This window comes from Pseudoalteromonas sp. PAB 2.2 (genome assembly GCF_001938575.1).
GTDB classification, from domain to species: domain Bacteria; phylum Pseudomonadota; class Gammaproteobacteria; order Enterobacterales; family Alteromonadaceae; genus Pseudoalteromonas; species Pseudoalteromonas lipolytica.
Window position 1 is genome coordinate 174430 of sequence record NZ_LYPI01000011.1, and the last position, 22533, is coordinate 196962.

Consider the following 22533-nt stretch of genomic DNA (forward strand, 5'->3'; position numbering starts at 1 on the left):
AAATATAGAGCTGTTCTGGTTAACTTTCCACTTACAAACTGGGGTTTAAATCGATTGATAAAATCGAAAAAATAGATGGAATGATTGATTTTATAGAACAAAGCCAGCAACAATGCTGGCTCTGGAAGGGGGAAGATAAGCTGATATTCAGCTTATTGTTTATTCTTCAATAAAGGGTACGCCGTTTTTGATCCACTCAGCGGCGGGTTTACCTTTTAGATAATGGTCAAAGTATTCCATCATGCGAATTGAAAAATCCACCTGGTTAGGGAATTTCTTCAAGTGATGTGGCTCGCCTTCATACTGTAAGAACGTAGCATCTTTACCTGCACGACGCAGTGCCAAATAGTACTGTACGCCTTCGTGCCAGGGTACGGCGTCATCTTTGTCACCAAACATAATTAAAATAGGTGTGTTTACTTTATCTGCAAAGAATACCGGTGAGTTCTCGATGTAAAGTTCAGGTGCTTCAAATAATGTTTTACCAATGCGGCTTTGCCCTGTTTCGTATTGGAACTGACGCGCAAGACCTGATTTTAAGCGAATACCGCTGTAAGCACTGGTCATGTTAGATACAGGTGCACCCGATACAACCGCCTTAAACATATCTGTTTGGGTGATCATAAAGGCGCTTTGGTAGCCTGCCCATGAGTGACCTTGTAAACCAATTTTATTAGGATCGGCAATGCCTAAATCAATCAGTTTTTGAGTCGCGTTAATCATGGTTTGGGTCGATGATTTACCTGGGTGACCAATTTCAAAGCGGATATCCGGTAAGAAAATGGCGTAACCATTCGAAGTAAACATAGGGAAGTTAGGGCGATGATTTAACTCCATTTTCGGGAAGTCATACATGCGCTGGCTCATATAGCGATAGAAGTACACAACGACGGGCACTTTGTCGCCTTTTTTGTAGCCTGCCGGCTTGATTAGAACACCTTGTAAGTCTTCACCATCAAAGCCTTTATAGCTAATAAGTTCAGGTTTTTCGCCCCAAGCAAAGTTGCTAATTTGCGGGTTCAGGTTCGTCACACGCTGAGGTTTTTTGAAGCTAAAATCTGCTTGGTAGTAATCAGGGAATTGTTGGTACGTTTGCGCAGTAAAGAGGTATTTGTCGGCATTTTTAGCTTTTTTCACCACATCATAGCGCTTTTTACCCGACAGTACTTTGCTTACTTTATTGCTTGTTAAGTCAAGCTTAGCGATTTCGGTTTGCTTATCTTGTAAGTTAGTTGCGCTTAGTAATAATGTGTCGTCTTTAGCAAAGCCAACGTGGTCTTTATCAAGTTTAATAACACGATATTGGGTATTTGTTTCTTTACCTTGTGTTAAGCGCGTTGCCTTTTGTGTTGCGACATCAAAAGCCCAAATATCAAATTTGCTGTAAACCAGTACTTGGCTGCTGTCGTTTAACCAGCCTGCAAAACCATAACCCGGTTGAGGTGATGGGTAGTCATGCTTATCATCGGCAAAAATAGCGTTAATTGCCTTAGATAACGTCGAAACTTTGTTGTTACCTAGGTCTTTTAGCTGAACGTGGCTGTCTTTAAAAAATGCCGCGTATTGACCATTTGGCGCAAGGCTGGGTCTAAAGGGGTAGTCACTGACGATAGGTGTTTGTTTACCTGTTTTAACGTCAACACTGAAGTAATCAGCAAAGAAACCACCATACATAACACGCTCTAAATACGGCAGGTCTGAGTAGCCTAAAAGCGCGTCACGATTAGTGTTAAGTGATACCTCGGGCATATTGGGTGTACTTAATTGTACAACCTGTTTACCGTTTACGTGGTAAACCGCTTGGTAGTGACGAAGTTTGTTAGCCTCATTCCACTGTTGTTCTTCACGAGGTTTAATTTCAACGTCTTTATTGTGCCAAACATTTAAGCCTTTATGGTCGCGAATTGTATCGAAATCATATAAAGAGGCTTCGTCTGTATACTCTTTGGCTTTTACTTTATCAGCCAGTTTTGGGTGATTCTCGAAATATAGACGCTTACCGTCTTCAGACCATGTGAGTGAGGCTGTTTTACCGATAGTCCAGCTGCTATCTGCAGAGTTAATGGTTGATAGAGCCCCGTTTTCTAAAAGCTGTAAGCTGTGGTCGCGACGTCTTGTATCATCGTTTACATAATTACCCACTAAAAGCGCTGCGGTATTGCTGTTAGGTCGCCATGCAATTTTGTTTGCAACCACACCTGGCTCATCAATTAATACACTGGTATTAAAACTATTTGTTAAGTCGACTAATACAATTTGGTTGTCGGCACCATCACTAAAGCTTTGGCTTGCTAATAATTGCTCGCCAGTGCTGCTAATCGCATAGCTAAATACATTATTTATAGTGTGAGTGGTTTTGTCTTGAAGGTTAACAAGCACTAAATCAAAGCGTTTATCTTTTTTGTCTGGCTTGATTTCGCTGCTGTTTTCGTCTTTTTCTTGGTCGTCTTTGGTCTCAGTTTTATCTGCTTTTTGATCAAGACGGTAAGCAAGCCATACGCCATCATCTGATAACGCATAATCTTTTACATCGTTAAACGTTTGTTGTTCACCGTCTTTAGTATTCACTAAAACTAGGTTGTTTTTTAGCTCATCTTTTTTCTTGGTGGTTTCTTTTTCAAGTAGGGTTGGTACTTGTGTAAACGTGACCCAGTTTGCTGCTTTATTAATAGTAGGGCGCGTACCGCGTTCAACGGTGCTTAGTAAGGCATTGTTATTAAGCGTGTATACTTGGCCTTGTGCATTGCCGCGATAAGGGTCTGCACTCAAGGTTAAAATACGGCCATCTTCAGACAGTTGTGTGCCTTTTGCGTATTTAAAATCAAATACGTCTTTAAATTGCAGGGCTTCCTTAGCACTGACTTGTGTGCTGCCTAGGCTAGTCACCAAGGCTAAGCTCAAAAGTGATAATTGCGCTTTCATTTACCTTTCTCATTGTTTTTAAGTTTATGCCCCAGTGTAGCGTTTTTAATAAACAATTCGAGTAGATACGATAAGTTGCCAGTTTCCTAAGGTGGGTTAAAGTTATTACTTACGTGAAACGCGCTACGAGAAATGAGCTACGAGGACTTGCTTATGGGGGACAATGAAAAGGTGGGGGATTAAGCGCGATATGACATCGCGCTTATAAAGCTTGTTTTACAACCAGATTTTTTGTAATTCTGGCCATTGCTTTTCAAATTGTGAGCTTGGCTTTGCTTTAAAGTCGCTACGCACGAATTGATTCATCTTACCTTCGACATAGGCAAGTAAGAAGTTGGCTAACGTGGTTTCGTCTGATTGAAATGCTTTGCCTTCACGTAGTTTTCGCTCACGCAATACTTGCTTAAATTGTGTTTCAAGTTTTTCGAATAAGCCTTGCACTCGTTCGCGTAAACGCTCTTGCTCACCTTGCAGGGCATCGCCGGTTAATATGCGAGTAATTCCTGGGTTTTTCTCAGCAAAGGCTAACAATAACAGCAAGATATTATAAACACGGGTTTGGCTTTCTTTCTCATTTTCTAATATGAGGTTAATGCGTGATAACAGCGTATCTTCAATAAATTCTATTAGGCCTTCAAACATCCGTGCTTTACTCGGAAAATGACGATATAACGCAGCTTCAGACACGCCCACTTCAGCCGCTAATTTTGCGGTGGTGATACGTTGACCTGGGCTGGTTTCTAACATTTGTGCGAGTGCTTGCAGAATCTGCTCTTTGCGATTACTTCTTTTTGTCGCAGGCATGACCATTCCTTTCTTATAATTTATTACTTGTGCTCAGTAGAGTCAGACAAGCCATTTTTTGTGCAAATGAGGCGCTTATGTTAATGTTTTATTCAGCTTCTTTCCAGCATTTTTACAAACGCTTGGCAAGCTCAGTCATTACGCTCATCGCGAGATCCTTTTTACTACCTATGGCTAAATCTAGCTGCTCATTATGCCAGAACAGTGTTAAAGCATTATGATCAGAATTAAAGCCAAGACCTTCTTTTGACACATCATTCGCGCAGATCATGTCGAGGTTTTTGTTTTTTAATTTACCTTGGGCGTAGCTAGCCACATCTTGCGTTTCTGCTGCAAAGCCAACAGTGTAAGGACGGTTTTTACTAAGCCCTGCCACGTTTGCGATCACATCAGGGTTTTTGACTAAAGTGAGCGTGATTTCGTCACCTTGTTTTTTCATTTTTTGATCTTGAATTGCGGCTGCGCGGTAATCGGCGACGGCAGCACACCCAATAAAAGCATCAGACTGCACCGCAAGTTCCATCGACGCAGTTAAAAGTTGCTCAGCGCTTTCAATATTGGTGAGCTTTGCATTCGCGGGTGCTGTAATTGCGACGGGCCCTGAAATAAGGTTGACCTTAGCACCTAAAGCAAGCGCTGCTTCTGCAAGGGCATAACCCATTTTGCCTGAACTATGATTCGAAATATAACGCACAGGGTCGAGGGCTTCACGCGTGGGGCCAGCGGTAATTGTGATTGTTTTACCTGCCAATAATGGCTCAATGTCTGGTTGCGTACACAGCGCCACTAGTTCATGAGGCTCTAACATTCTTCCGGCACCTACATCACCACAGGCTTGTTCACCTTTACCGGGTCCCCAAATTGCGACGCCGCGATCTTTGAGAGTTCTAAGGTTTGCTTGAGTCGCTGGGTGAGCATACATTTGTTGGTTCATTGCAGGAGCAACCGCTACTTTAGCAGGTGTGGCTAACAATAACGTAGTCAGTAAATCATCGGCAATGCCCATCGCCATTTTCGCTAAGATATTGCTGGTTGCGGGGGCGACTAAAATCAGGTCAGCCCATTTGGCAAATTCAATGTGTCCCATTGCTGCTTCGGCTGCAGGGTCAAGTAATGAATCAGAGACAATTTCTCCACTCACAGCTTGCATTGTCAGTGGTGTTATAAAATGTTTGGCTGAGTCGGTCATGACCACTTTAACGTCGCAGCCCGCGTCTTTTAAACGACGAACAAGTTCTGCACATTTATAGGCTGCAATGCCACCACTCATACCTAACAGGATTTTTTTATTAACTGATTTTGTCATTACGTGAAATTTTACCTTTGTCGATATGGGCTAACGATAGCAAATCTTTGCCGATTGCATGAAGTTTTCTTTTTTAAAGACAGGAAAAAACTGGATTTTATATTACAGTTTAATGACCAAAGTAATGTTTTTAGGGACAAATGATGCCATTAACGGATTTACCATTGGCAGAGAGACCACGTGAGAAGCTGCTTTTACAGGGAGCTAAAGCGCTTTCAGATGCTGAGTTATTAGCGATATTTTTACGTACTGGCGTGCCGGGCATGAACGCGGTTGAGTTGGCTGAGCATCTATTGCGTATAAATAGTACATTGCACAACTTGTTTAATGCCACAGAACATGAGTTTTGTGCACAAAGGGGCCTAGGTGCTGCAAAGTATGTACAATTACAAGCCGTGTTAGAGCTTAGCCGGCGATACATGCTCGAGCAATGCCATAGAGAGGCTGTATTTAATTCGCCTCAGTCGGTGTACGACTACCTAACAATTAAACTACGGGGGTTACAGCAAGAAGTGTTTATGGTGCTGTACTTAGACAGCCAAAACCAGTTGATTAAAGATGAAGTGCTATTTTATGGCACAATTAATGCCGCATCTGTTTATCCTCGCGAAGTGGTTAAAGCCGCATTAAGAAATAATGCAGCGGCACTTATTTTGGCTCATAACCACCCAAGTGGTGTGGCAGAACCCAGTCAAGCCGATAAGTTCATAACGCAAAAATTACAGCAAGCGCTGTCGTTGGTTGACATAAATGTGCTGGATCACATCATTGTGGGCGGTAAAAATTGTGTTTCTTTTGCCGAGCGAGGGCTTATATAAGGCTGTATGCCCGAGAGAGTGTGTTAAAAATGAGCAGTTTAGGCTGTTTTTAGAAATTAGTTTAATTTAAATGCAGTTTTTACTTTCCCTAAGGGCTTTCGATCATTATAATTAGCCGCTATCAAATTTACACATGAGCTGATTGGATAAGATCTGTTACTTGATCTTTGCCTGTATAAGCTGTATAAAGAGCGCCCTTCGATTTATCCCGGGGCACAAATACATGGCCTAAGGGAAAATTAAGCTCGAGCGAAGTTATTGGAGATATATAGACATGTCTAAAGTATGTCAAGTTACAGGTAAGCGTCCAGCGGTTGGTAACCACCGTTCACACGCGAGAAACGCGACTAAACGTCGTTTCCTACCTAACCTACAAACTCACCGTTTTTGGGTTGAAAGTGAAAAACGTTTTGTAACATTACGCACTACGACTAAAGGTATGCGTATTATCGATAAAAAAGGCATCGACGCGGTTCTTACAGAAATCCGTGCTCGTGGCGAAAAAGTTTAAGGAACTGAATCATGCGCGATAAGATCCGTTTAGTTTCAACTGCTGGTACTGGTTTTTTCTACACTACCGACAAGAACAAGCGTAACATGCCTGAAAAAATGGAAATCAAAAAATACGATCCTAAAGCTCGTAAACACGTGATTTTCAAAGAAGCTAAAATCAAGTAATTTTAGTTTTTCAGAATCTCAAAAACCCAGCCTCGGCTGGGTTTTTTGTTTTATGCTTAACTACCTTAGAAAATTAGGCTATTGCAAATATTTATAAGATTGTAACTTGGCTTGCTGTTTTATCTTGCTTAATTATCAATCTAAGCGTAAAATGCGCGCTCATTTCGGCTTATTAAATTTAATTCCTTGCCTTAAACCGACTGGCCGAAACGGTAGAAGGCTCTATTAACCGTAAGGAATATCCATGCGTCATTACGAAATCGTATTCATGGTTCACCCTGATCAGAGTGAGCAAGTACCTGGTATGATCGAACGTTATACTGGTTCTATCACTGAAGCTGGTGGTACTATCCACCGTCTTGAAGACTGGGGCCGTCGTCAATTGGCTTACCCAATCGACAAGCTTCACAAAGCTCATTATGTTCTTATGAACGTTGAAGCACCTACTGAAGTAATCAGCGAGCTAGAAACTACTTTCCGCTACAACGATGCAGTGCTTCGTAACTTAGTTATGCGTACTAAAGACGCTGTAACTGAAGCATCTCCTCTTGCGAAAGAAGAGAAGAAAGAAGCACCAGCTGCTTAATCGTTTTGAGTCCAAGCATGGCGCTTGCAGTTGAGACACTAAGATGAGCCAACCGGTTAATCCTTTTATGAATCAGCTGACGTTATCTGGGGTTGTATGTAAAACCCCAAAATATAGTCAAAGCCCTGCTGGTATACCGCATTGTATTTTTGTTCTTGAACACAAATCGATGCAAGTTGAAGCAGACCTTAACCGTAATAGTTATGTCAGGCTTCAAGTTGTTGCCAGTGGCACGCCAATGCAACAACAGACTCAACAATTGCACGTTGGGCAACAAGTGCAAGTGACGGGTTTTTTAAACCGACACGAAGGCCGAAATGGTTTAAGCCAATTGGTCTTGCATGCTCAGCATATAGAAAGAATTTTTTGAGGAATTAAACTCATGGCACGTTATTTCAGACGTCGTAAGTTCTGCCGCTTTAAAGCGGAAGGCGTACAACAAATCGATTATAAAGATCTAGCTACTCTTAGAAACTATGTTACAGAAAGTGGCAAAATCGTACCTAGCCGTATCACAGGTACTAGCGCTAAATATCAGCGTCAGCTAGCAACTGCTATCAAGCGTGCTCGCTACTTAGCCCTTCTTCCATACACTGACTTACATAAGTAAGCAGCGGATTAACAGTTTTTAAAAGGTGTAGAGACATGCAAGTTATTCTACTAGACAAGATCGCAAACCTAGGTGGCCTAGGTGACCAGGTTGTAGTTAAATCTGGCTTCGCACGTAACTTCCTTTTCCCACAAGGTAAGGCAGTTCCTGCAACTAAAGCTAACATCGAAACTTTCGAAGCACGTCGTGCTGAGTTAGAAGCTAAGATCGCTGAAGATCTAGCTGCTGCTCAAGCTCGCGCTGACAAGTTAGAAGCATTAGCTGAAGTTACACTAGTTTCTAAAGCTGGTGACGAAGGCAAGTTATTCGGTTCTATCGGTACTCGCGACATCGCTGAAGCTATTTCAGCTGTTGGCGTTGAAGTTGCAAAATCAGAAGTTCGTTTACCTCTAGGTACTATCCGTGAGACTGGCGAATTTGACGTTGCAATCGCAGTACACTCAGACGTTACGGCTACTATCAAAGTAATCGTTATCGCTGAAGCTTAATAGCAATATTAAGTAGAAAAAAAGCCGTGCTTTATTAAGCGCGGCTTTTTTGTATCTAAATTTTACTTACTTACTTACTTACTTACTTACTTACTACCTTACGGCTCTTTTTGCTTTGCTTTCCTGTTAATAGTTGTGTTATTTGCATTAATGTTTAATGGAATGGGGGTTTGTTTACCTATTTTAAACACAGGCAGTCTTTTGTCTTAATTTTTTATTTTTAGTTAGTATAATCAGGCTAGTTAGTTAGAGTTGGTTAAATTGACAGCGACAGCGCTGTCATTTATAGTGGTTTCATAAAAAAGTTGTAAGGAATGAAAGTTGAAGGAGACATCATCATCGGGAAAACACCGTGGTTTTACACTTGTTGAAATACTGATCGTTATCGCTATTTTAGGTATTTTATATAGCGTAGCGTTACCTGTTTATACCGAACAAATGCAACGCAGTCGCCGTGCCGACATACAACAAGAGTTATTGCAATATAGCGCGAGTCTTGAGCGTATTTATTCAAGAAATGGTGGTTACCCTAACGCATTTACGGCACAAAATACTGATTTTTATACTTTCACTTACACCCCTACAGATAAAGTCGCCGGTGCAATCAGTGACTTTAAAAACCGTGGTTATAGTTTAAAAGCATCACCAAAGTCTGGTTCGGCGCAAGCAAGTGATCGTTGTGGTGATCTCACTGTGAAACATAATGGCAGTTACACCGCCTCAGAGAATGATTGTTGGGAGTAGTTGAAGTGCGACGAAAGGCCGGATTTACACTGATAGAATTAATGGTCGTACTGGTTATTATTGGTATTATGGCTAGTCTTGCTTTCCCGTCATTTAGCCAGCAAATCTTGCAAGATCGCGTTGTAACGACCGCAAATCAACTAAATAGTGTCTATAAATATGCGCGCAGTGAAGCAGTAAAGCGTGAGCGGCAAATTAACTTAGTCGTTAATAATAACCGCTGGCAGGTAACGCTAAATGAAGCGGGCGTGGCCACGGTTCTTAAAGAATTTAGTGTAACCAAATCTGGCATAACGGTTGATTTAGCAGCCTTGACCGTGAGTGCCAGTGGCGAGGTTAACCAGCAAGCGCAAATAGATATTAAAGACAATCACAGCAACACCACTGACTATGTAATGTGTGTACTAAAAAGTGGCCAAAACTGGTTAGTTGAAAGTTCAGAGCGAGGATGTGCATGATTAAGCAGCAAGGTTTTTCATTACTAGAAGTCATGATATCTGTGGTAATCGCCGGAATCGCTTTATTAGGGTTGGCTGCTGCTCAACTTAAATCGCTTCAGTATGCTACTAACAGTTTTCATTACACGGTGTCGCTTATTCAAGGTCAAAACAGCATAGAGCGACTTTGGCCGCATATTTGTGATATTCAAAAAACCAACCCCGGCTTATTTCAAGATGCGACCTTTAGAGCGAGTCTTTCTCCACAGGTTAGTGACTACGAACTAACTCTGCCTGCTGTATACAATAATGACATGCAAATTAATGTTAGTTGGGTCGATAAACGCATGACTGATAATGCTGAGAACCAGATCAGTTTGAATGCGAGTTTCCCTGATTTGTCGGCGGTGTGTTAATGATAAAACATACAAAAGGGTTTAGCTTAGTCGAGTTAATGGTGGCGCTGGCTGCGGGAGCATTTTTACTTGCTGGGATTAGTTTGTCTTACTCGGCGATTAAAGGCACGATTCAGGTGAGCAAAGAGCTCGAAAATGCACAAGAGGTGCTTCGTTACACGAGTAAAGTGTTTAATCGCAGCATTAAGCAAACTCAAATAACCCCGGTTATTAGTGCTGATAAAAGCATGATAACCATCACTCAGCCTGCTGGTGTCATTGCCTGTGATGGTCAAGTTACCGCAGTGCAAGTTACTGAAGTTTATAGCTTAAACGATAATAACTTAATGTGCTCACTGAATGGCGCGGCTGCGGAGCGTTTGTTAACAGGGGTCGAGAGCTTATCGTTTGATATCGCGGGTGAATTAGTGACGGTGAGTGTGAAACCAGAGCAATTACCTGGGCAATTCGGCAATGGTATAAATATCGATATTGCGCTCACAAACACAATCTTACTGAAGGCATATGGTGGTGGCAGTGTTTAATAAGCAACATGGTTTTACCTTAATTACAGTGCTGATTTTAACGAGCATGGCCAGTCTTGTGGTGCTGAGCTCACTGCGTGAAAATATTGTGCAAGAACGTTTGAGCGGTAATTTTCAGAAAAAGTTAAACAGCCGTTTGCTAGCCGAAAAAGGGGTGTTTGAGCAAGCTAAACTATTACAACAAACACTGAATCGTGAAGGCGTATTAGCGGTTGATGATTTAATTAATAAAACGAATTTAGCGTCTGGTACTGGCATTATTGCGAGTGATGCTACCTTTAGTGCAACCCTTACTAAAAACCCTGATGGCGAGCTTGAAATTGCCAGCCTAGGGCAGCGCTTTGAAGGCGATGCACAGAGTAATTTAGTCGCACGCTTTGGCATTCAAGGTGCCAAAGGCAGCTCGGTATTTACCAATGCGATGGTTGGCTGTAAAGGGGTTAATTTGTCGGGCAGTGGAAGTATCGACAGCTATGATTCAAGCCAAGGTACTTACGAAGAAACTAAATCGAACGACGGTGATGTATCAACTATTGCCGGTGACTCTGATGTAGTGCTTTCAGGACACTCGCCAATTAGAGGTGATGTAAAAGCCAGTGGTGTAATTTACTTAAACGGGTCATCGCCCATTATAGGTAATATTCACTCTAATACGGGGGTGTATATTTCTCCAGGTAGTGGTCTGCGAGTCGATGGAAATGTGTATACCCGGGGCTACTATAAACACCGAGGAGGCCGCATTTCAGGTGTAGTAAGAGCAAATGGTGATGCCACAATGCAATGGTCTACTTACATTGATAATACTCAAGGTGAGACCCTCGATATCATGTATGGCGGTACTGGTGACTTTAAAGACACCTATAATAACCAGCAAGACGGCGTACATTACAGTAATAGTAAATTTAATATAAACCCGAATGTTGAACCCGTCACTGTGGCCGACCCCACGGCACCTGATTACGATCCGAGTAACCCTGATACCAACTGTGACCCTTTAATTTTGCCCGAAAAAATGACTGACATAATGGCTGGTATCACTGGGTATGATTCTATTTCGGTTGGGCCTACTCAACTATTTAAGTTTAATACTGAACAAGGGTTTCACAGCAATGGTGGCAGCCAAATTATTGTGCCGACCTTAGCTGATGTATTTTTGTTTGATAAGAAGATTCAAAATCAATCTCATGGGAGCCATTCTAAAGAGTATGTATTTGCTTTAGATGGTTTGAAAATGACCAGTGATGGCAAAATGGAGGTCTCAGGGGGCGATGTCATCTTATTGATAGATGGTGATTTTTCAATGGGGGGTGATACCACCCTGACGATCAAAAAAGACAGCAGTCTTACCGTATTAATAACGGGAAAAGTTAATATTGGTGCCGGTGCTAAAGTGATCACTGAACAAGAAGGATTAACGACCAGTGGGCATCCATCGCTGTCGTTTTACTCGTCATTTAACGGTGTGAATGGTGTGCAATTTAGTGGCGCTGCAAACTTGTATGCCGCAATTTATGCGCCGCTTACCACGGTAAAATTGTCGGGAAGTGGCGAGCTATTTGGCAGTGTTCGTGGTGCGGTGATCACTTCAACAGGCGGCAGTGGGGCGCACTATGATGCGGGTCTACTTAAAGTACAAAATGGGGGGAAACCGTCTACCCCTGCACGGATTGTGTTTTTAGGCTGGAGCTACAAAACACCGCCACAGAGTGAACCGAGCCCCGCACAATAATGACCTAATTCAAGCAAGGTGATACTTGCTCAAAAAAATATTTAGTTTCATTTAAACCTTTTGAATCCCCCCTTACGTCTAATACACTAAATTCACAACAATAATCATAAAGGACAACATCCAGGATGTTGATAGATGCAGAGCAAGCGTTTGCACAGCAAAGTGAGCACACCTTGATTGAGCGCGTAAAAAGCGGCGATCAAGTTGCCTATGCAGCACTTTATGAGTTGCATGTGAAACGTGTTTACAGCCTTTGTTTGCGACTTATTGCAGATAAAGAGCACGCCGAAGATGCAACACAAGAAGTGTTTGTACAGTTGTGGCACAAAATCGCCAATTTTGATGGGCGCTCACAGTTTACGACCTGGTTACACAGCGTGACGAGTAATATTGCGATTAGCTATATTCGTAAACATAAAAACTGGTTACAGAAAGTCGTGAGCTTTGAGCAAAGTGGCATGGATGAACAAAGTGCAGCGGACTGTCAGGGTTTAAATGGCCTTGATAAATTAGTACTCAGATTGCCCGAACGAGCGCGTATGGTGTTTGTACTCCATGCAATTGAAGGCTATCGCCATGAAGAAATAGCCAGCATGCTTGATATGGCCGTTGGTTCAAGTAAATCGCAGTTTCACCGTGCAAGGCAGTTATTAAAAGAGTGGTATGAAAATGAGTAAGCTAGATTTTGAACAGTTTTTAAATGACTCGCTTAATCAACCTAAGCAAGATATCGGCCCAGATAAAAACTTATGGCCGGGTATTGAGCGTGCAATTGCTCACCCTACAGAGCAACAAGCTGAACAGTCACGTTTTACGTGGAATAAGCTTGCAGCCGTTGCTGCATGCTGTGTTGCGGCACTGCTTAGCGTGCAATTGTTTGTTGCTCAGACCGAGCCGAATACGATGATAGCCATGAGTGATTATTTTACGAAGCAAAAACAGGGCTTGTTGGTGCAATATCAGAATCAACCTGCACTTACCGACAATTGGCAGCAGCAGCTTAAAGAATTAGAAGAAGCAGAGAGTGCCATTAAGCAAGCACTGGAAAATGAACCTGAAAATCCTGCGTTATTACAAATGCTGTCGCAGGTTTATCAGCAACAACTTGATTTAATTAATAAGGTGCATGCACCTAAGTGGCAAACGATTTAGGAGTGATAACCATGAAACTACTCGCATTAACATTAGGATTACTGCCACTGATGGCAATGGCAGGACAAACAATCAATGAACAGGTTGATATACCTGCGAATAAGCGCATTTTTATTGAAAACCAACGTGGTGATGTGCGTATTGAAGGGTGGGATAAACCGGTATTAAAAATCGAAGGTGAATTAGATGATAAAGCCGACGGCTATCGTTTAGATGTGGAAGGAAGCCGCGTCGAGTTTATTGTCAAAATGCCACGTAACATAAGTGGCTGGAACAAAGGCGACGGTTCACGTTTAACGATTTATATGCCAAAAAGCAGTGAGCTCGAATTTGCTGGGGTGAATGTGACCGTCAGTGCCAAAGAGCTGGCAGCAGGCGCCGACATTGATACTGTGAACGGTGATATAACGGTGCAGGATATTAGCGGTAACATGAGTTTTGAAACGGTGAATGGTGATGTCAATGCGATTGATCTAAACGGTGATATTCGTTTTGAAACGGTGAATGGTGAAATTAATGATAAAAACTCACAAGGTACGCTGCGTTTTACAGCAGTAAATGGCGATATCAAGTCAAAAACCAAAGCCGAAGATGTGCGTCTTGAAAATGTAAACGGTAATATCGACTTTGCATTTGATGCAATTAAAAAACTACGTATCAATACGGTAAACGGCGAAGCCGAAGTACATATTAATAAATTGCTCACCGGTGCAAATGTGCGCTTTGAATCTGTCAGTGGAGATGCGGAGTTTTACTTCCCAGCTGACGTATCAGCCCAGTTTGAAATAGAAGCACATGCAAACGGCAAAATTGTTAATGAGCTAAGTGATGATAAAGCAATAAAAGCGAAGTATGGACCATCGAGTGATCTTGAGTTTAGTGTTAATGGCGGGAACGCTGATATTGAAATGGATACCATTAGTGGCCGCATAGAACTGCGCAAACAAAAATAATCACTAAGGTGAGCGTCATTAATCTAAGCACTGAGTAATATGTCTAGTTACCAAGGTTTAGCTTAATTACAATAAAGCGGGAAGATTTCCCGCTTTTCTATTTGCACAGCCTTTGCAAGTCGATAGAATAGAGCCATTCAATTTAAGTTTTGTGAAGATATGGCTAAACCAGATAAGCAAGTCGATACGTTAAAAGTTCCTCCCCATTCAATTGAAGCTGAGCAATCTGTTTTAGGTGGTTTAATGCTTGATAATCAAGCGTTTGACCGTGTTGCTGAGTTGGTTGTCTCGCAGGATTTTTATACCCGCACACATAAGTTGATTTTTGAAGCGATGGTAAGTCTTGCAGAGGCAGGCGACCCGATTGATTTGATCACCATTTCTGAAAGCTTAGAAAAAAATAATCAGCTGAGCAATGTGGGTGGCTTTGCTTACCTTGCTGAAATCGCAAAAAATACTCCCAGTGCTGCCAACATCGACGCATACGCAAATATCGTTCGTGAACGTGCCGTTATTCGTGAAATGATTGGTGTTGCAAACGAAATCGCCGAAGCGGGCTTTAGTCCAGAAGGACGCACAAGCCATGATTTGCTCGATTTTGCAGAAAGTAAAGTATTCAAAATTGCAGAGCAACGTACAAAAAGTACCGAAGGTCCACAAAGCTTACACAGCATTCTAGAAAAAACGGTTGATAAGATTGAAGAGTTATATCAATCGCCACAAGATGGTGTAACGGGTGTAAGTACAGGGTATGCCGATCTAGATAAAATGACGGCGGGTATGCAGCCTTCAGATCTGATTATTGTTGCTGCACGTCCATCAATGGGTAAAACCACGTTTGCGATGAACTTAGCTGAACATGCGGCAATGACGCAAGACAAACCCGTGCTGATCTACTCACTAGAGATGCCGTCAGAACAAATTATGATGAGGATGCTTGCCTCACTCGGTCGTATTAACCAAACTAAAGTACGTACAGGCCAATTAGATGATGATGATTGGGCTCGTCTCTCTTCAACCATGGGCTTATTGATGGAAAAAGGGAAGATGTATGTTGACGATGCATCAGGCCTTACACCGACCGATGTACGTTCGCGTGCACGTCGTATCGCACGCGATCATGGCGGTATTAGTATGATCATGGTCGACTACTTGCAGCTAATGCGCGTTCCGAGCTTATCTGATAACCGTACCTTAGAGATTGCCGAAATCTCGCGTTCATTAAAAGCCCTTGCCAAAGAGCTACAATGCCCTGTAATTGCCCTGTCGCAGCTTAACCGTACGCTAGAGCAACGTGCTGATAAACGCCCAATCAACTCTGACTTACGTGAATCAGGCTCAATCGAGCAGGATGCCGACTTAATCATGTTTATTTATCGTGATGAAGTGTATAACGAAGACAGTGCTGAGAAAGGGGTCGCTGAAATCATAATCGGTAAGCAACGTAATGGGCCTATCGGTAAAGTGCGTCTTACGTTCCAAGGTCAATTCTCACGCTTTGATAACTACGCGGGCCCAGCTATGGATGACGAATATTAATGCGCTTAGCCATCGCCGAAATTAATCTAAAAGCACTGGCTAATAACTTAGCGCAAGTGAAGCACTTTGCGCCCAATTGCAAGGTGATGGCGGTGTTAAAGGCCAATGCATATGGCCACGGTTTGGTTAAAATTGCCCAGCACCTAAGTGCCGCTGATGCATTTGCAGTGGCACGTATTGATGAAGCATTAGCGCTGCGGGCGGGAGGTTTAACAAAACCAATCGTTTTACTTGAAGGCTTTTTTCATCAAGACGATTTACCTATTTTGCTCGCGAATAACTTTCAGACCATTATTCATGATGAAAATCAATTGGCTGCACTTGAAAGTGCCACGTTGGATGCACCGATAGCGTGTTGGTTAAAAATTAATACAGGGATGCACCGTTTAGGGATTGCACCATCACAATTTGAATCGTTTTATCATCGTTTAAAAGCAAGTGACAATGCACGTGATGATATTAAATTAATGACGCATTTTTCGTGTGCTGATGATGTAAACGATGAGAAAACCACCCAGCAAATAGCGTTATTTGATTCATTAACGGATGGCAAAGCTCAGCAGCACTGTTTAGCAAACTCAGCGGGTATTTTAGCATGGCCGCATGGGCATGGTGATTGGGTTCGCCCAGGGTTAATGCTTTATGGTGTCTCGCCGATGCTAAATGGTGTGGGTAAAGAACACGGTTTAGCGCCAGTGATGCGTTTAACAACACGCGTTATTGCAATTCGCGATGTTGATGCGCATCAGTGTGTTGGTTACGGAGGCCGTTGGTGCAGTGATAAGCCAACCAAGCTTGCGGTTGTCGCGATGGGATATGGTGATGGCTATCCTCGCCATGCACGACAAGGCACACCGGTGATCATTAAATCACAACGCTATGGTATTGTCGGCACCGTCGCGATGGATATGATAACAGTTGATATTGGCGATAATGGCGACAATATTCAAGTGGGTGACGAAGTAATCATGTGGGGCCCAGAGCTGCCTGTCGAAGAAATAGCGCAGTGTGCTAGTACCATACCTTACGAGCTACTGTGTAATATTACTCCGCGAGTCAGCTATGAGTATCAAGAGTAACGAGGCACGTTACTCTTTAATAAAATAGATGTCGCTAAAGCCCATTTTTGCAAACTCTTGGTCACGAAAATTACGCACTGCCGCAGAGCCTTTTGAGGTCATTTCTATTTGTTGTTCCATCTTTAAATAATTGCTTAAGTCAATTCCCTCAGCTGCCGCAATGGCGTGGTACATGTCGCGGTACTTGTCTTTAGAAAAGTTGATTTCGCGAGGTTGGTTTTTAAATGTGTATGTAATGCGGCGTGCCATAATGACTCCTCTTAATTTATAGGGCTGATTTTACACTAAATACGAGCCTTAGCCATGACTTGTCGCTATAAGCGGGTTACAATGCGACACTGTTAAAAAACTCGGTAGCTTAAAATGAAACTTTCTGTAGAGATTAGTAAATACCCACTTCATCAAGATTACATTCCATTTATTAAAGGCTTTATTGACCGCGTAAACAGCTATGATGGCCTTAAAGTGATTACTAATACGCTATCTACACAAATTTTTGGTGATTACGACTTAGTCATGTCTGTACTTAACACTGAAATTAAGCGCTCTTATGAAGAGTTTGGTAAAGCAATTTTTGTTTGTAAATTTTTACACGGTGATTTGTCGCCAAGCGATGATTAAGTAATCGATAACGACGGCGTGATATGGAATTTTTAACCGAAACTTTCTCTGGCTTTACGGCAATGTCGCACTGGGAATATATTGCAGTGGCGTTGTCGATGGCGTACTTGTTGCTCGCGATTAAAGAGAGCTTATGGTGTTGGCCTGCCGCGTTTGCAAGCACCTTTATTTACACCGTAATGTACTGGAACGGCGCGCTATTAATGGAGTCGCTGCTTAACTTATACTACATGTACATGGCTGTGTATGGGTGGGTAATTTGGCGACGAGGTTTAAACCATAAAGACCGGTTGCCGATTGTTTCGTGGTCATTAAAAAAGCATGTCGTGATCTTATTTACTACCTCATTAGCCTCGGTGGTGATTGGTTTCATCATGACCAATTACACGCATGCAGATTTTGCATATTTAGACAGCTTTACCACCTGTTTTGCTGTGGTTACAACCTACCTTGTCGCCAAAAAAGTTCTTGAAAATTGGCTATACTGGATTGTTATAGATGCGGCTTCCATGTATTTGTACTTTGAAAAAGGGTATTACCCGACCTTGGTGCTGTTTGTGTTTTATACCATTATGGCAGCGTGGGGGTTTAAAACCTGGTATGAAGAGTATGAGCAACATCAAGCTAAGCCATTAGCTCAACTTTAAATGAAAACAGAACAACAAATAAACGCGCTATTTTCGCGTTTTGATCCCGCGTTAACGATTACGTCAATCAGTCCATTGGTTGAAGGGTTAAGTAACGATAATTACTTAGTAAAAACAGCGACCAATAGCTATTTGGTAAAACATTATCGCGACCATTGGCCTGCGGTAGGCTTGGCTGCTCAAACACATTTTGCTAAACAAAGTTGCTGCCCAGCGCCTCTTTGGCTAGAACAAGCCACAGACACGGCTATTTTCGATTATGTTGAAGGTCGTATTGCCAGCGGCGATTTTTGTGACAGTTTACTGCCAGATTTAGTCAATCTGCACCTGTATCCCTTGCTCACAGAGCCAATGGACATCGCTTATGAAATTAATTGTTATCAACACACCACTCGCTACCAACAGCATCTTACATTAATAGAAGAGTCACTCGCTTATATTGCTAATGCACCAAAAGATATGGGCTTTTGCCATAATGATTTGGTTAAAGAAAATATCATTGTGAATAATAGCGGTATGTTTTTAATCGACTTCGAATATGCCAAAAGTAATGATGTTTATTTTGATTTGGCAGCCTTAGTGGTCAGTTTTCAGCTGAATACTGAACAACAGCAAGCTTTGCTTGAACAATACCGAACACTTGTATCAGCCCACCACGAATTTACCCTTTCGCTCAACAAGCTGGCGGCATTTCAGGGGCTATTTTTATTATTGTGTATTTGTTGGTACGAGCAAAGAGGGGCAATGGATAAAGTGGCGCCACTGCTTGTGCAGCTTCACCACTTCATTAAACAGCAAAAACGCTAAAGGCCACCAATTCGCTCGGCAAGCTCTTTGTATTTTTTTACATCATCGTGTTCGAACAAAGGCTCACCTTTGTCATCTTGTGATTTCGAGATCAGTAAATGTTCGCGAGCAAGTCGTTTCACGCGTTCTACTTTTACACCTAAAAATTCTGCAACTTGCTCTGTTGACATTAAACTCATGATCAAATTCCCACCTTGTTATTAATTTTATAAGTATACGTTAATACCGTGGTTCTGCCTTAATGTGAAGTGTTTTAATGAAAATTGCTGAATTTATAAGCATGTAAAGTGTTCAATGCTAGCATTTATAGCAAGATGCCATTATCATTGCCGGGTTGTCATGCTGATATCGCGAGTTGGTACTGACAACGACAAATGTGCTCTCGTGGTGAAATGGATATCACGTGGCCCTCCGGAGGCTAAGTTGCAGGTTCGATCCCTGCCGAGAGCGCCATTTGGTCCCTTTCCTTTATTGATAGTATCTACTAACATATCAAAAATGGTGACCTGAGTGTGACCAACTTAAAACTATTTTAATTTTTAGAGCTGTTAATTTCGTTACTTTTACATAATACAAGTTTATGGTGTATTTACATTTACGCATATCTACAGCCTTGTCCTTTCTAGCCATACTTCTCATCCTAAATATTTAATGACTTTGTTTTCTTAGTTGAAATATAGATTAACTTCAGACCTTATTTCTTTCGTCAAACCATCAACAGGATCTACTTACACTGTTATGTAAATATAAAATATATTGTATACAGTGATAATTTTATGTTACAAAAGTGTTTCTCTTTCCGAGTTGGATAGAGAAAACAATAATTATCAAAGGTAAATTATGAAAATTAAAACATTAATTCTGGCGCTACCTATACTTGGAGCAAGCTCTTTAGCTCAATCAGCTAACCTGCAAGAGCGCTTGTTTACACCAAAAAATGCAGAAGTTGAGCGCACACATCATCACGGTGTAGATCACCAACATAATGAAAAAGCCCCTATAGCTGAGTTGCAAAAACAGCCACAACAACTTAATCAGTTCATGATGCGCAGCCAAGCTGCCGTTGTCACTTGTGATTTAAGTGCGATGGCAAGTGCAAGCACTAGTGCAATTATCACTGAACTTAAGAGCCAAGGTACTAATTGCATTAATGAACTTTTTAGTGCGCCATCTTCTATTCAGAGTCAGGTTTATAGTTCAGATAACATGTATGCCGTTGCAAATCATGCTAAGTCACTCTCACAGACTTATGCTGGTGGTGGAGATGTTGATTTAGAAGCGCTGTTTTTATATTTGCGTGCGGGTTTTTATGTTGAGTTTTATAATGCTGACGTGAATTTTAGCTCTTGGGTACAACCTGCAGTAGTTGATGCTATAGATGCATTTGTAAACAATAGCCACTTTTATGATGATAATGATGGACACGGTAAAACACTTGCTGAAGTTATCATAACTATGGATAGTGCTGAGCAGCAGCATCGTTACTTAAACGTGGTAAAGCAGTGGTTAACGCGCTTCAATGAGAGTTATGCTGCAAAATGGAATATGCGTAGTGCTGTTAATGGTATTTTCACGCTACTTTATCGTGGCCAGTGGAATGATGCATTTGTAACCGCTATCGGCACTGATACTGACTTAGTTGCTAAGCTAAGCGCATTTACTCAAAAGCAGTGGATGATAGACTCAGATGCACAATACTTGATTGTTAACGCTGCCAGTGAACTAGCTCGTTTAAAACAATATTCAGGCACGCCAATACAAGCAAGTGTTGATACTGGTTTGAAAGCTATTTTTAGCACCTATAACAGTTTTGGCTATGGTGATGCAGTATGGCTTGCAGCAGCTGATTCTGTAAGTTATTACGCAGATTGTAATGACTACGGTATTTGTGGCTTTGTTGATGAACTAACTCAACAAGCGTTGTCACAAAATTATAGCTGTAGTAGTACTATAAAAATTCGCTCGCAAAATATGACGGCTATTCAACATGCAGCAGCATGTGATGCTATGGGCGCTGAAGAAGGGCTTTTTCATAATAAGCTAGCCACAAATAACACCCCTGTTGCTGATGACAACAATAACTTTTTACAAGTAAATATTTTTGACAGTAGTGACGATTATAGCAAGTACGCAGGTGCTATCTTTGGTATAAATACTAACAATGGCGGTATGTATTTAGAAGGTGACCCATCTGTAGCTGGCAACCAAGCTAATTTTATAGCTTATGAAGCAAGTTATGCCAATGCAGAGCACTATGTATGGAACTTAGAGCACGAGTATGTTCACTATTTAGATGGCCGTTTCGACTTATATGGTGACTTTAACGCACCCACAGAAGATATTGTCTGGTGGTCAGAGGGGGTTGCAGAGTATGTTGCTAATTTAAATAACAACGATGCTGCAAAAGCCACTATTAGTGATGGCTCGCGCTATACACTAGCGCAAATTTTTGACACCACCTATGATGGATTTGATCAAGATCGAATTTATCGCTGGGGTTACTTAGCTGTTCGCTTTATGTTTGAACGTCACAACAACGAACTTGATGCCATGTTGGCTCATACCCGCACTGGTAATTGGAGTGCCTATAAATCAAAAACTGTAGAGTGGGCCAATAACTATGAGAATGAATTTGTACAGTGGTGCGATGACTTAGTTGCAGGTACGAGCACTAATACCCCACCAATAGCACAAATTAATGGTCCATATTCAGGCATGCAAAATAACAATATTAGCTTCACGAGTAATGGTAGTAATGATAGCGATGGTAGTATCGCCAGTTATCAATGGAACTTTGGCGATGGTAGCAGTTCAAATCTGGCAAATCCTACTCATAGTTACACAAGTGCAGGAGAATACACCATAACATTAACTGTGGTTGATAATGAAGGTGCAAGCCAAACTGTCACTACAGTAGCAACTATCGAAGCTGACAGTAGTGTTGATGATGGTGTGCTATTGAATAGCCAGCCAATTAACATCAGTGGCGCTCAAGATGAATTTTTATATTTCACTTTTGATGTTCCTTCAGGCGCCAGCGACCTTATGTTTAATTTAACTGGTGGTACAGGTGATGCGGATTTATATGTAAGTTTTGAAGCAGCACCGAGTGAAGCTATATATGATTGTCGCCCTTACATTGGTGGTAACGAAGAGTCGTGTGCTATAAATCCTGCACAAGTAGGCCGATACCATGTGATGGTTAGAGGTTATAATGCATTTGATAACGTTCAGTTAACAGCATCATTTACCCAAGTGACTTCTAACGTGCCAGATGTGTGTGCTAGTCAAGGTAGCCGAAGCAGTGGCCGCTTAAATGATGGCGAAGTAATTTGTCTAGGTAATAGCGATCCTATGTGGTTTAGCATTGCAGATGTTCAAGGCCAAAATGGTATTGCGATCACCACCGCTAATGGTAGTGGTGATTTAAGTCTAAGCTACGCTGCAAGTGGTTGGCCAAATGGTAACAATGAAGTGGCTGAGTCAAATAATAGCGGAAATGGAGAGTGTATTTATATTTCAGGCCAGAGTGAATACTGGGGCTACCTAAAAGTAGCTGGTAATAGCACTGGTGCAAGCTTAGTCGTCGACTTTAACAGTCAGGGGTGTCGTTAGTAAATATATAAACTTAAAGTGTGATCTCACGTACTTTATATAATGGAGTCATCAGTTT

The 22533-nt window shown here is 41.8% G+C and carries 26 protein-coding genes and 1 tRNA gene; 22 read left to right on the plus strand and 5 right to left on the minus strand.

What is annotated here, in order from left to right; translation table 11 throughout:
- Positions 1-159: 159 nt before the first annotated feature.
- The 3 genes from BWD47_RS10760 to coaBC all read right to left on the minus strand — a co-directional run bounded on the left by BWD47_RS10760 (position 160) and on the right by coaBC (position 5032).
- Positions 160-2922 (minus strand): S9 family peptidase, encoded by a 2763-nt coding sequence (locus BWD47_RS10760; RefSeq protein WP_075593962.1) that lies wholly within the window; start codon positions 2920-2922, stop codon positions 160-162.
- Positions 2923-3138: 216 nt separating this feature from the next.
- The gene (slmA, locus tag BWD47_RS10765) at positions 3139-3726 is read right to left on the minus strand and encodes a nucleoid occlusion factor SlmA (protein ID WP_036973120.1); all 588 of its coding nucleotides are present in this window, start codon (positions 3724-3726) and stop codon (positions 3139-3141) included.
- Between the two features lie 112 nt (positions 3727-3838).
- The gene (gene coaBC / locus BWD47_RS10770; RefSeq protein ID WP_075593963.1) at positions 3839-5032 is read right to left on the minus strand and encodes a bifunctional phosphopantothenoylcysteine decarboxylase/phosphopantothenate--cysteine ligase CoaBC; all 1194 of its coding nucleotides are present in this window, start codon (positions 5030-5032) and stop codon (positions 3839-3841) included.
- 143 nt (positions 5033-5175) lie between these two features.
- On the opposite strand from coaBC, the gene radC reads away from it, so the two are divergent.
- From radC to alr, 17 genes are all read left to right on the plus strand, one after another.
- Complete coding sequence (gene radC, locus BWD47_RS10775) at positions 5176-5850, plus strand: DNA repair protein RadC (protein ID WP_036973117.1); 675 nt, start codon at positions 5176-5178, stop codon at positions 5848-5850.
- Positions 5851-6124: 274 nt separating this feature from the next.
- Complete coding sequence (rpmB, locus tag BWD47_RS10780) at positions 6125-6361, plus strand: 50S ribosomal protein L28 (protein ID WP_036973115.1); 237 nt, start codon at positions 6125-6127, stop codon at positions 6359-6361.
- Between the two features lie 11 nt (positions 6362-6372).
- Positions 6373-6528, plus strand: a complete 156-nt coding sequence (gene rpmG / locus BWD47_RS10785; RefSeq protein ID WP_022946036.1) for a 50S ribosomal protein L33 — start codon at positions 6373-6375, stop codon at positions 6526-6528.
- A gap of 244 nt (positions 6529-6772) precedes the next feature.
- Positions 6773-7114, plus strand: coding sequence for a 30S ribosomal protein S6 (gene rpsF / locus BWD47_RS10790; protein ID WP_036973113.1), 342 nt, complete (start codon positions 6773-6775; stop codon positions 7112-7114).
- A 67-nt stretch (positions 7115-7181) separates the two neighbouring features.
- Positions 7182-7484 carry a primosomal replication protein N gene (gene priB / locus BWD47_RS10795; protein WP_036973732.1) on the plus strand — a complete coding sequence of 101 codons (303 nt, stop codon included), beginning with the start codon at positions 7182-7184 and terminating at the stop codon, positions 7482-7484.
- 12 nt (positions 7485-7496) lie between these two features.
- Complete coding sequence (rpsR, locus tag BWD47_RS10800; RefSeq protein ID WP_002962753.1) at positions 7497-7724, plus strand: 30S ribosomal protein S18; 228 nt, start codon at positions 7497-7499, stop codon at positions 7722-7724.
- 35 nt (positions 7725-7759) lie between these two features.
- Complete coding sequence (gene rplI, locus BWD47_RS10805) at positions 7760-8212, plus strand: 50S ribosomal protein L9 (RefSeq protein WP_036973111.1); 453 nt, start codon at positions 7760-7762, stop codon at positions 8210-8212.
- A 321-nt stretch (positions 8213-8533) separates the two neighbouring features.
- Positions 8534-8956: a type IV pilin protein gene (locus tag BWD47_RS10810; protein WP_075593964.1), complete on the plus strand. Its 423-nt coding sequence runs from the start codon at positions 8534-8536 to the stop codon at positions 8954-8956.
- Between the two features lie 5 nt (positions 8957-8961).
- Positions 8962-9414 carry a GspH/FimT family pseudopilin gene (locus BWD47_RS10815; RefSeq protein ID WP_036973108.1) on the plus strand — a complete coding sequence of 151 codons (453 nt, stop codon included), beginning with the start codon at positions 8962-8964 and terminating at the stop codon, positions 9412-9414.
- Positions 9411-9809 carry a prepilin-type N-terminal cleavage/methylation domain-containing protein gene (locus BWD47_RS10820; protein WP_036973106.1) on the plus strand — a complete coding sequence of 133 codons (399 nt, stop codon included), beginning with the start codon at positions 9411-9413 and terminating at the stop codon, positions 9807-9809. The genes BWD47_RS10815 and BWD47_RS10820 overlap by 4 nt, the downstream gene beginning before the upstream one ends.
- Positions 9809-10333, plus strand: a complete 525-nt coding sequence (locus BWD47_RS10825; protein ID WP_118844648.1) for a prepilin-type N-terminal cleavage/methylation domain-containing protein — start codon at positions 9809-9811, stop codon at positions 10331-10333. Before BWD47_RS10820 ends, BWD47_RS10825 begins: the two co-directional genes overlap by 1 nt.
- Positions 10326-12062, plus strand: coding sequence for a polymer-forming cytoskeletal protein (locus BWD47_RS10830; protein WP_244886997.1), 1737 nt, complete (start codon positions 10326-10328; stop codon positions 12060-12062). Before BWD47_RS10825 ends, BWD47_RS10830 begins: the two co-directional genes overlap by 8 nt.
- A 125-nt stretch (positions 12063-12187) precedes the next feature.
- Positions 12188-12739 carry an RNA polymerase sigma factor gene (locus BWD47_RS10835; RefSeq protein ID WP_036973104.1) on the plus strand — a complete coding sequence of 184 codons (552 nt, stop codon included), beginning with the start codon at positions 12188-12190 and terminating at the stop codon, positions 12737-12739.
- Positions 12726-13214: a hypothetical protein gene (locus tag BWD47_RS10840; RefSeq protein ID WP_083633658.1), complete on the plus strand. Its 489-nt coding sequence runs from the start codon at positions 12726-12728 to the stop codon at positions 13212-13214. The genes BWD47_RS10835 and BWD47_RS10840 overlap by 14 nt, the downstream gene beginning before the upstream one ends.
- A gap of 11 nt (positions 13215-13225) precedes the next feature.
- Positions 13226-14167: a DUF4097 family beta strand repeat-containing protein gene (locus tag BWD47_RS10845; protein ID WP_036973102.1), complete on the plus strand. Its 942-nt coding sequence runs from the start codon at positions 13226-13228 to the stop codon at positions 14165-14167.
- Between the two features lie 159 nt (positions 14168-14326).
- Positions 14327-15706, plus strand: coding sequence for a replicative DNA helicase (dnaB, locus tag BWD47_RS10850; RefSeq protein WP_036973100.1), 1380 nt, complete (start codon positions 14327-14329; stop codon positions 15704-15706).
- Entirely contained in the window at positions 15706-16785 is a 1080-nt protein-coding gene (gene alr / locus BWD47_RS10855) for an alanine racemase (RefSeq protein WP_074989353.1), read from the plus strand. The genes dnaB and alr overlap by 1 nt, the downstream gene beginning before the upstream one ends.
- Positions 16786-16794: 9 nt before the next feature.
- Here alr and BWD47_RS10860 read toward each other — a convergent pair whose 3' ends face one another.
- Positions 16795-17034: a DUF2960 domain-containing protein gene (locus BWD47_RS10860; protein WP_036973096.1), complete on the minus strand. Its 240-nt coding sequence runs from the start codon at positions 17032-17034 to the stop codon at positions 16795-16797.
- Positions 17035-17148: 114 nt separating this feature from the next.
- Between BWD47_RS10860 and BWD47_RS10865 the strand changes: the two genes are divergently transcribed.
- From BWD47_RS10865 to BWD47_RS10875, 3 genes are read left to right on the plus strand one after another with little or no spacing between them, the layout of a single operon-like run.
- Positions 17149-17406: a YkoF family thiamine/hydroxymethylpyrimidine-binding protein gene (locus tag BWD47_RS10865; protein WP_036973093.1), complete on the plus strand. Its 258-nt coding sequence runs from the start codon at positions 17149-17151 to the stop codon at positions 17404-17406.
- 23 nt (positions 17407-17429) lie between these two features.
- Positions 17430-18053: a nicotinamide riboside transporter PnuC gene (pnuC, locus tag BWD47_RS10870; protein ID WP_036973092.1), complete on the plus strand. Its 624-nt coding sequence runs from the start codon at positions 17430-17432 to the stop codon at positions 18051-18053.
- Entirely contained in the window at positions 18054-18860 is an 807-nt protein-coding gene (locus BWD47_RS10875) for a phosphotransferase family protein (RefSeq protein WP_075593965.1), read from the plus strand.
- Here BWD47_RS10875 and BWD47_RS10880 read toward each other — a convergent pair.
- The gene (locus BWD47_RS10880; RefSeq protein WP_036973088.1) at positions 18857-19039 is read right to left on the minus strand and encodes a hypothetical protein; all 183 of its coding nucleotides are present in this window, start codon (positions 19037-19039) and stop codon (positions 18857-18859) included. The genes BWD47_RS10875 and BWD47_RS10880 overlap by 4 nt on opposite strands.
- Positions 19040-19238: 199 nt before the next feature.
- Here BWD47_RS10880 and BWD47_RS10885 point away from each other — a divergent pair.
- Positions 19239-19313 (plus strand) — tRNA-Arg (locus BWD47_RS10885).
- 387 nt (positions 19314-19700) lie between these two features.
- Entirely contained in the window at positions 19701-22475 is a 2775-nt protein-coding gene (locus tag BWD47_RS10890) for a collagenase (protein WP_083633659.1), read from the plus strand.
- Positions 22476-22533: the final 58 nt, after the last annotated feature.